Source organism: Sphingomonas lycopersici, from assembly GCF_026130605.1.
Classification (GTDB): Bacteria; Pseudomonadota; Alphaproteobacteria; order Sphingomonadales; family Sphingomonadaceae; genus Sphingomonas; species Sphingomonas lycopersici.
In genome coordinates this window covers 1-9417 of sequence record NZ_JANFAU010000026.1, presented here as the reverse complement: position 1 = coordinate 9417, position 9417 = coordinate 1, and the positions used below count along the sequence as shown (strand labels likewise).

Genomic DNA, 9417 nt, shown 5'->3' with positions numbered 1-9417 from the left:
GTTCGCCCTGAGCTTGTCGAAGGGCGGCCCCGACTCTCGAACGGCAGGACGCCCTTCGACAAGCTCAGGGCGAACGGATCATATGCTTGTATTTCGATAATTCCCCCCGCCACCCACCGCACCGCGCTCGCCCCCCTCCCGGTCGCGGCGCTGCGGCTCGACGGCGACGCGCTCGAACTGCTCGAACGCTTCGGCATCGCCACGATCGGCGAGTTGCTGGCGATGCCGCGCGCGCCGCTGGTGCGACGGTTCGGCGCGGCGATCGTGCGGCGGCTCGATCAGGCGACCGGCGCGCTTGCCGAGCCGCTGATCCCGATCGTTCCCGATCAGCCGATCAGCGTCGAACGCCGCTTCGCCGAGCCGATCGCCACCGCCGAGGCGATCACTCATTGGCTCGAGGGGCTGACGCGCGATCTCGCCACCGAACTCGCCCGAGCCGGGCTCGGCGCGCGCGCCTTGCTGTTCGTCGCCGGGCGGGTCGATCATCAGGCGCAGGGGCTGCGGATCGGCTTCGCCCGCGCGACACGCGATGCGCGGCATATCCAGCGGCTGATCGCGCGGCGCATCGAGGAGATCGACCCCGGCTACGGCATCGAGGCGCTGACGCTCCACGTCCGCCGCGCCGAACCGCTCGGCGCGCAGGCGCTGGGCGCAGCGTTGGCGGAGGATAGCACTCCCGATCTCGCCCCGCTGGTCGATGCGCTCGCCAATCGCATCGGCCATGCGCGGCTGTGGCGGCATCGGCCGGTGGAGAGCGACGTTCCCGAACGCGCCGTCGCCGCGATCCCGCCGCTCGACCCACCCGCCGACGATGCGTTGCGGCTCAAGCTCGACGATGTGCGCCAGCTCGATCAGCGCCCCGCCGATCATCCGTGGCACCCGCGCTGGCCGCGTCCGGCGCGGCTGCTCGCGCGACCCGAGCCGCTCGATCACGTCGTCGCCGAATTGCCCGATCAGCCGCCGCGCCGCTTCACCTGGCGCGGCGAGCGGCATCAGGTGGTGCGCGGCGACGGACCCGAACGGATCACCGGCGAATGGTGGCGGCGCGGCGCCGAGCGCGATGCGGTGCGCGATTATTTCCGCGTCGAGGATGAGGAAGGACGCCGCTTCTGGCTGTTCCGCCGCGGCGACGGGGTGCAGCCCGAAACCGGCGATCTCAGCTGGTTCATCCACGGGACGTTCGGATGAGAGGTCATCCACCTTTCTTTTCCACCCAGGCGCGGGGCGGGGTGGATGCGTTGGAAGCGGCGTGACCGGCGATGACCTACAGCGAACTTCAGGTCACGACGCATTATTCGTTCCTGCGCGGCGCCTCGTCGTGCGAGCAATTGATCGCCACCGCGGCGTTGCTCGGCATGCCCGCGCTGGGCATCGTCGATCGCAATTCGGTCGCCGGGACGGTCCGCGCGCTCCGCGCCAGCGAGCATGTGCGCGAGGACACCGGCATCGATGTACGCGCGATCCCCGGTTGCCGGCTCGATCTGGTCAGCGGCGATTCGCTGCTGGTCTGGCCGGAGGATCGCGCCGCGTGGAGCCGGCTCACCAGCCTGCTCGGCATCGGCAAGGCGCGCGCCGACGCGCAACGCGGCGAAAAGGGCAAATGCTTCCTGCATTGGGAGGATCTCGCCGCGCGTGCCGACGGGCTGGTCGCGGCGCTGGTCGCCGATCATGTCCCCGACGCGCGTGCGCTGCGCTGGATGGCCGATCTGTTCGGCGCGAACGGGCGCGGGCATGTCTGCCTCACGCATCATCGCCGGCCAGGGGATGCGCTGCGGCTCCACGAGACTGCGTTGGCGGCCGAGGCGCACGGGCTGACCCCGCTCGCCACCGGCGACGTGCTCTATCACCACCCGTCGCGACGGATGCTGCAGGATGTCGTCACCGCGATCCGCGAGAAGACGACGATCGACGCCTTGGGCTTCCGCCGCGAGCGCCACGCCGACCGCCATTTGCTGCCGCCCGACGAAATGGCGCGCCGCTTCCGCGATCACCCGCGCGCGCTGGCGGCGGTGGAAGCGGTGGTCGAGCGCTGCCGTTTCTCGCTGCGCGACCTGACCTATCAATATCCTGACGAGATCGTCATCCCCGGCAAGAGCGCGCAGGAGGCGCTGGCGACGCTGGCGTGGAACGGCCTGAGGCAGAAATTCGGACCGAACCCCTCCGATGCGCACCGCAAATTGCTCGAGCACGAACTGAGGCTGGTCGAGAAAATGGGCTATGCGCCCTATTTCCTGACGGTCAATTCGATCGTCCAATATGCGCGCAGCCAGGAGATCGTCTGCCAGGGGCGCGGCAGCGCGGCCAATTCGGTGATTTGCTTCGCTTTGGGAATCACCTCGATCGATCCGATCGAGCATAAATTGCTGTTCGAACGCTTCATCTCCGAGGAACGCCACGAGCCGCCCGATATCGATGTCGATTTCGAGCATGAGCGGCGCGAAGAGGTGATCCAGTGGATCTACGAACATTACGGCCACGAACATGCCGCCCTTACCGCGGTGGTCTCACGGTTTCGCTCGCGCGGCGCGATCCGCGAGGTGGGCAAGGCGCTCGGGCTGCCCGAGGATATGACCGCCGCGCTGTCCGGACAGGTGTGGGGCTGGTCGAACGACGGCGTGCCCGAGCATCACGTCACCGCGCTCGGCCTCGATCCGCGCGAACCGCGGCTGGCGCTTGCGCTCGAGCTGGCGAGCGAGTTGATCGGCACCCCGCGTCATTTGTCGCAACATCCCGGCGGGTTCGTGCTGACGCGCACGCCGTTGCGCGAACTGGTGCCGATCGAGCCGGCGGCAATGGTCGATCGCTATGTGATCGAATGGGAAAAGGACGACATCGAATTCCTCGGCTTCATGAAGGTCGACATCCTCGGGCTCGGCATGCTGGGCTGCATGCGCCGCGCCTATGATCTCCTCGGCACGCACAAGGGCATCCGCCTCAACCTCGCCAGCCCGCTGATGCAGCAGAACGATCCGGCGACCTTCGAGATGATCGGCCGCGCCGATACCCTGGGGGTGTTCCAGATCGAAAGCCGCGCACAAATGTCGATGCTGCCGCGGATGAAGCCGGTGAATTTCTACGACATCGCGATCCAGGTCGCGATCGTGCGGCCGGGGCCAATTCAGGGCGGGATGGTCCACCCCTATCTCAAGCGTCGTATCGGGGTGGATAAGGTCACCTATCCCAATGACGCATTGAAAGCGGTGCTCGAAAAGACATTGGGCGTGCCGCTGTTTCAGGAGCAGGCGATGCAGGTGGCGATCGTCGGCGCGGGTTTCAGCCCGGGCGAGGCCGATCGCCTGCGCCGTGCGATGGCGACATTCAAGTCGAACGGCGGGGTCGACAAATTCCGCGCGCCGCTGATCGACGGGATGCTCGAAAGGGGCATCACGCGCGAATTCGCCGAGCGGCTGGTCAAGCAGATCGAGGGATTCGGCAGCTACGGCTTCCCCGAAAGCCACGCCGCGAGCTTCGCCAAGATCGCCTACGCTTCGTCGTGGATGAAATGCCACCACCCGGACGTGTTCTGCGCGGCGTTGCTCAACGCGCAGCCGATGGGTTTCTACGCCCCCGCGCAGATCGTCCGCGACGCGCGCGCGCACGGGGTCGAGGTGCGTCCGGTGTGCGTGATGCGCAGCGAATGGGATACGATCCTTGAAGACGGCGGTGGAGCGGAGCCGCCTACTCCGTTCGCTCTAAGCTTGTCGGAGGGCTGCCCTTCTTCCGAAGAGGAAAGCGCAGGGCTTCGACAAGCTCAGCCCGAACGGGGAATAAGGCGCAACATATTCCCCCTCCGGCTCGGGCTACGCATCGTCGCCGGGCTGTCGGCCGAACAGGCCGGCAAGATCGTCACCGCCCGCGCCGCGCGCGCCTTCACCTCGGTCGAGGATGTGTGGCGCCGTGCCGGGGTGCCGCTCGCCGCGCTGGAGCGGCTGGCCAAGGCCGATGCCTTTGCCGGGCTCGGCGTCGACCGGCGGCAGGCGTTATGGGCGATCCGCGGGCTGGGCGAAAAGCCGCTGCCGCTGCTCGCGGGGCTCGAAACGCACGAAACCCCGGTCCATCTGAAGGCGCTCGCCGCGGGGCGCGAGGTGGTGGAGGATTATCGCGCCACCCAGCTGTCGCTGCGCCCGCACCCGCTTTCCTTCCTGCGCGGCGAATTGACCCGGCGGCGGATCGTGCCCTGCGCCGATCTGGCGACGATCCCTGACGGACGGATGGTCGAGGTCGCGGGGCTGATCCTCGTCCGCCAGCGGCCGGGCAGCGCGAAGGGCGTGCTGTTCCTGACGATCGAGGACGAAAGCGGGATCGCCAACGGCATCTTGTGGCCCGACCGGTTCGAGGCGCATCGCCGCATCGTCATGTCGTCGGCGATGGTGTCGATCAGGGGGCGGGTGCAGAAGGAAGGGATCGTGATCCATGTCGTGACCGAACAGGTCACCGATCTCACCTGGTTGCTGCGGCAGGTCGGCGATATCGATCTACCCAAGCTGGCCCCGCGCGGTGCGACGCCGAGCGGCCCGGATCACGGCTTCGATCGCGACGCAGAAGAATGGCGCCCGCGGCCGCGGTCGGATTATCATTTCAATGATGGCGGCGGCGTAATCCCGATCCGCAGCCACGATTTCCATTAGCGATCGGGATATTGAACCGGGCCACCTATCCCCGTTCGCCCTGAGCTTGTCGAAGGGCGTCCCGTAGCTGGTGAGGTGAGGATGCCCTTCGACAGGCTCAGGGCGAACGGTTGATATCTTCGCGCATCGCATCCCCAAGCAGAGCGGCCCCGGCGATCGCCGGGGCCGTCACCCGCTCAGGCCGCCTTCTTGTGGTGCTTCTTCACCGCATGATGGTGCCGTTTCACCGCGTGATGCTTCTTCGCGGCATGATGCTTTTTGGCGTGATGCCGTTTCGTCGCATGATGCTTCTTCGACGCATGATGCCGGGTCGCGGCGTGATGGCGCGCATGAGACTCCACCCGGGCGCCCTGCACGCAATTGTCGCGCACCGATGCCGAGCAACGCGGATATTCCGCCGCCGGTGCGGCAGCGTCCTGGGCTGACGCGGTACCCGCGGTCAACATCCCCAACGCGAGCGCTCCGAGAAGGACGATCTTTTTCATGATCACTCATCTCCGTCTTTGTTTTCTATCGTCCGCGCCCACCGTGGGATTTGGCCGACGCGCGACGCAACATTGCCCTTACGGGAAGTAAAATCCCAGTTAATTCGTAGTCATGCGCCGGCCACCTGCACGCGAGACGCGCCCAATTACGCGCCGACCGTCTGTTCGATCACCCCGAAGATCGGGTGATGTCGATCATCCTCCATCCAGATCCGCACGGTGTCGCCGCGCTTGAGGAACGGGGTCGAGGGCTTGCCCGACAGGATCGTCTCGACCGTGCGCACCTCGGCGAGGCAGCAATAGCCCACCCCGCCCTGCGCGATCGGCTTGCCCGGCCCGCCATCCGCATCGCGGTTGGAAACCGTGCCCGAGCCGATGATCGTTCCCGCCCCGAGCGCGCGGGTCTTCGCGGCATGCGCGATCAGCGCGCCGAAATCGAAGGTCATGTCGACCCCCGCCTCGACCCGGCCGAACGCCGCGCCGTTGACGTCGACCATCAGCTTGCGGTGCAATTTGCCGTCGTGCCACCAGTCCCCGAGCGCGTCGGGCGTCACGAACACCGGCGAGAAAGCCGACGCCGGCTTGGATTGAAAGAAGCCGAAACCCTTGGCCAGCTCGCCCGGGATCAGGTTGCGCAGCGACACGTCGTTGGTCAGCCCGATCAGCCGGATCGCCGCCAGCGCTTGCTCGCGCGTCGCGCCGAGCGGCAGGTCGCCGGTGACCACCACCACCTCCGCCTCGAGATCGCAGCCCCATGCCTCGTCGGCGAGCGGGATCGCGTCGCGCGGGCCGAGGAAACCGTCCGACCCGCCCTGATACATCAAGGGATCGTGCCAGAAGCTCTCCGGCATCTCCGCCCCGCGCGCCTGCCGCACCAGCGCGACATGGTTCACATAGGCCGATCCGTCAGCCCATTGATAGGCGCGCGGCAGCGGCGCGGCGGCGTCATGCTCGTGGAAACGTTCGCGCGGGATCGCCTGATGCTCCAGATCGGTCGCGAGCAAGGCTAGCGCCGGCGCGACATGATCCCAATCGTCGAGCGCCGCCTGCAGCGTCGGACAGATATGCCCGGCATCGGCATACCAGGCGAGATCGTCGGAAACGACGACGAGCTTTCCGTCACGGCCCTCACGCGGGCTGGCATGCTTCAGGCTAGCAAGTTTCATTTGTTACGATCTCCTTTGCCGGCGCTGTGCCGTACTTGGCCCGCGGAGTCGAGAGCGTGGGCCGCTGCACGCCGCCGCGCAAGCCGCGATCGATCGCCATAACAAAAGTTACTTGACCCCCCGCCACGCCGCCGCGACAAGGCGCGCGGAGAGTTTTGCAGATCGAAGGGTTCCCACCATGTCGCTCGATACCGTCGCCGGCCGTTTCGCCTATAACGAGGATCATGAGGCGTTCCGCCAGACGGTGCGCAGCTTCCTCGCCAAGGAAGGCGTGCCCAATGTCGACAAATGGGAGGAGGAGCGGCTCGTCCCCAAATCCTTCTGGCAGAAGGCGGGCGAGATCGGGATGCTGTGCCCCACCGCGCCCGAGGCTTATGGCGGGCTCGGGCTCGATTTCGGCTATAATGCGATCGTCGACGAGGAAATGGCCTATGCCGGGGTGCCGGCGGGCTTCTCGCTCCAGTCCGATATCGTCGCGGGCTATATGGAGACCTATGGCTCGGAAGAGCAGAAGAAGGAATGGCTGCCCAAGATGGTCTCGGGCGACGTGATCACCGCAATCGCGATGACCGAGCCGGGCACCGGCAGCGATCTCCAGTCGATCCGCACCACCGCGCGCAAGGATGGCAACCACTATGTCATCAACGGCTCCAAGACCTATATCACCAACGGCCAGAACACCGATCTGACGTTGGTCGTCGCCAAGACCGACCCCGATGCGCAGCCGGCGTGGAAGGGGATGTCGATCATCCTCGTCGAGAGCGACCGCGAGGGTTTCCGCAAGGGCCGCAAGCTCGACAAGATCGGGCAGGACGCCGCCGACACGTCGGAATTGTTCTTCGACGACGTGCGCGTGCCGATCACCAATTGCCTTGGCGAAGAGGGCATGGGGTTCATCTATCTGATGAGCCAGTTGCCGCAGGAGCGGCTGTCGATCGCGGTATCATGCCAGGCCTCGGCGCAGAAGGCGCTCGACGATACGATCGCCTTCACCAAGGATCGCAAGGCGTTCAAGGGCACGGTGTTCGATTTCCAGAACACCAAATTCGTCCTCGCCGATCTCAAGGCGAAGCTGCAGGTGGGCTGGGCGCACCTCGACTGGGCGATCGCACGTCACCTGAAGGGCGAACTGACCAATGAGGAAGGCGCCGCGGCCAAGCTGTGGCACACCGACCTGCAGTGGGAAGTGATGGACAAATGCCTCCAGCTCCACGGCGGGGCGGGGTATATGAACGAATATCCGATCGCGCGGATGTGGCGCGGGGCGCGGGTCAGCCGGATTTATGGCGGGACCAATGAGATCATGAAGGAGGTTATTGGTCGCAAGCTGTAGGCGCGGCTACGTCCGCACCGGTCGCGCAACGCGCGAACAGCTTGCGCGGACGGCGGACGGGCGCGGCTCACGCGCCCGATCCGGCCGACGGCTTTGCCGGCGGCGTTGCTTGCCATTGAGAGGTTGCTGCCGCCCTTCCCCAAACCTCCGTCATTCCCGCGAAGGCGGGAATGACGGGGCGGGTGAGCGAAAGCCCCGCCCACCCCATACTTGACTTTTCAACCCTTTCCCCTCATCTGCACCCCGTTCGAGGCGTTCAAAAACGCAGCGTGATCGGGCCGCTCGCCGGCCCCGGCTCCGCCTCGATCGTCGTTCGGGCATCCCAAGTCACGCGGGGCGTCAATCTTCCCCGCCCCCGCGCGCCTGTCTTTTGGCGCGCGGCCCGGCATCTTTTAGGTATTTCATTCCATGACCTTTTCCGATCTCGGCCTGACCGACGCGCTGGTACGCGCGCTCGACGCCAAGGGCTATGAGACCCCCACCCCGATCCAGCGCGACGCGATTCCGATCGTGCTGACCGGCCGCGACCTGCTCGGCATCGCGCAGACCGGCACCGGCAAGACCGCGGCCTTCGTACTGCCGTCGATCCAGCGGCTCGCTGAATCGCACAAGAAATTGCTGCCGACGCATTGCCGCATGCTCGTCCTCGCGCCGACGCGCGAGCTCGCGAGCCAGATCGCGGAGAATGCGCGCGGCTATGGCCGCAACTCGCGGCTGTCGGTCGCCACCGTGTTCGGCGGCACCAGCATCAACAAGAACAAGCATGACCTGATGCGCGGCGTCGACATCCTCGTCGCCACCCCGGGCCGGCTGATCGACCTGGTCGAACAGGGCTTCTGCAACCTCTCGATGCTCGAGATCCTCGTGCTCGACGAGGCCGACCAGATGCTCGATCTGGGCTTCATCCACGCGCTGCGTCGCATCGTGCGGATGGTCCCGCGTCGCCGCCAGACCTTGTTCTTCTCCGCGACGATGCCGGAATCGATCCGTCAGCTGGCGAGCCAGTTCCTCCACGAGCCGGAGACCGTGTCGGTCGTCCCCGCGGCGACCACCGCCGAGCGCGTCGATCAATATGTCACCCACGTCAACCAGCAGGAAAAGCAGGCGTTACTGACGATCATGCTGTCGGAGGAGCCGATCGACCGCGCCTTGGTGTTCACCCGCACCAAGCACGGCGCCGATCGCGTCGTCCGACTGCTCGGCGGCAACGGCATCGCGGCGCATGCGATCCACGGCAACAAGAGCCAGGGGCAGCGCGAGCGCGCGCTGGCGGCGTTCAAGTCGGGCGAGGTGAAGATCCTCGTCGCGACCGATATCGCCGCGCGCGGGATCGACATTTCGGGGGTGAGCCATGTGTTCAACTTCGAACTGCCCAACGTCCCCGAGCAATATGTCCACCGCATCGGCCGCACCGCGCGCGCCGGGGCGAGCGGCGTCGCGATCTCCTTCTGCGCCGAGGATGAGCGGCCTTACCTGCGCGATATCGAGAAACTGACGCGGCAGCGCGTGCCGGTGCGCGCGCTCCCCGCCGATTTCATGAAGCGCGCCGAGGCGCTCAAGGCGAGCCGCGTGCGCGCGCACGGCCCCGATCCCGCCCCGCGCGAGGATCGCCCGCGCGGCGCCCGTCCGCCCGCGCGGCCCAAGGCGTCGCATCATCCGGTCGCGACGCGCGATTATTCCAACGCCAGCCGCCGCGGCGGGCGCAATCGTGGCCGCGGCCGCGGGCCGAAGGCGGCGACGGGCGCCTGAGGCTTATGTGTCCCCGCGAAGGCGGGGACCAGACTGGGGGGCCGCCCTCGCGGGAG

The 9417-nt window shown here is 66.8% G+C and carries 6 protein-coding genes; 4 read left to right on the top strand and 2 right to left on the bottom strand.

What is annotated here, in order from left to right:
- Both NED98_RS22950 and NED98_RS22945 read left to right on the top strand, forming a co-directional pair.
- Positions 1-1188: Y-family DNA polymerase (locus tag NED98_RS22950; protein WP_265314669.1), on the top strand; the 1188-nt coding region annotated here is incomplete at its 5' end.
- Between the two features lie 71 nt (positions 1189-1259).
- The gene (locus NED98_RS22945; protein ID WP_265314667.1) at positions 1260-4628 is read left to right on the top strand and encodes an error-prone DNA polymerase; all 3369 of its coding nucleotides are present in this window, start codon (positions 1260-1262) and stop codon (positions 4626-4628) included.
- A 176-nt stretch (positions 4629-4804) separates the two neighbouring features.
- On the opposite strand, the gene NED98_RS22940 is transcribed toward NED98_RS22945, so the two are convergent.
- Positions 4805-5113 (bottom strand): hypothetical protein, encoded by a 309-nt coding sequence (locus NED98_RS22940; RefSeq protein ID WP_179512220.1) that lies wholly within the window; start codon positions 5111-5113, stop codon positions 4805-4807.
- 146 nt (positions 5114-5259) lie between these two features.
- Positions 5260-6279 (bottom strand): fumarylacetoacetate hydrolase family protein, encoded by a 1020-nt coding sequence (locus tag NED98_RS22935; protein WP_265314665.1) that lies wholly within the window; start codon positions 6277-6279, stop codon positions 5260-5262.
- A 178-nt stretch (positions 6280-6457) separates the two neighbouring features.
- Between NED98_RS22935 and NED98_RS22930 the strand changes: the two genes are divergently transcribed.
- Both NED98_RS22930 and NED98_RS22925 read left to right on the top strand, forming a co-directional pair.
- Positions 6458-7612 carry an acyl-CoA dehydrogenase family protein gene (locus NED98_RS22930; protein ID WP_265272010.1) on the top strand — a complete coding sequence of 385 codons (1155 nt, stop codon included), beginning with the start codon at positions 6458-6460 and terminating at the stop codon, positions 7610-7612.
- 408 nt (positions 7613-8020) lie between these two features.
- Entirely contained in the window at positions 8021-9361 is a 1341-nt protein-coding gene (locus tag NED98_RS22925; protein ID WP_265314663.1) for a DEAD/DEAH box helicase, read from the top strand.
- Positions 9362-9417 lie beyond the last annotated feature (56 nt).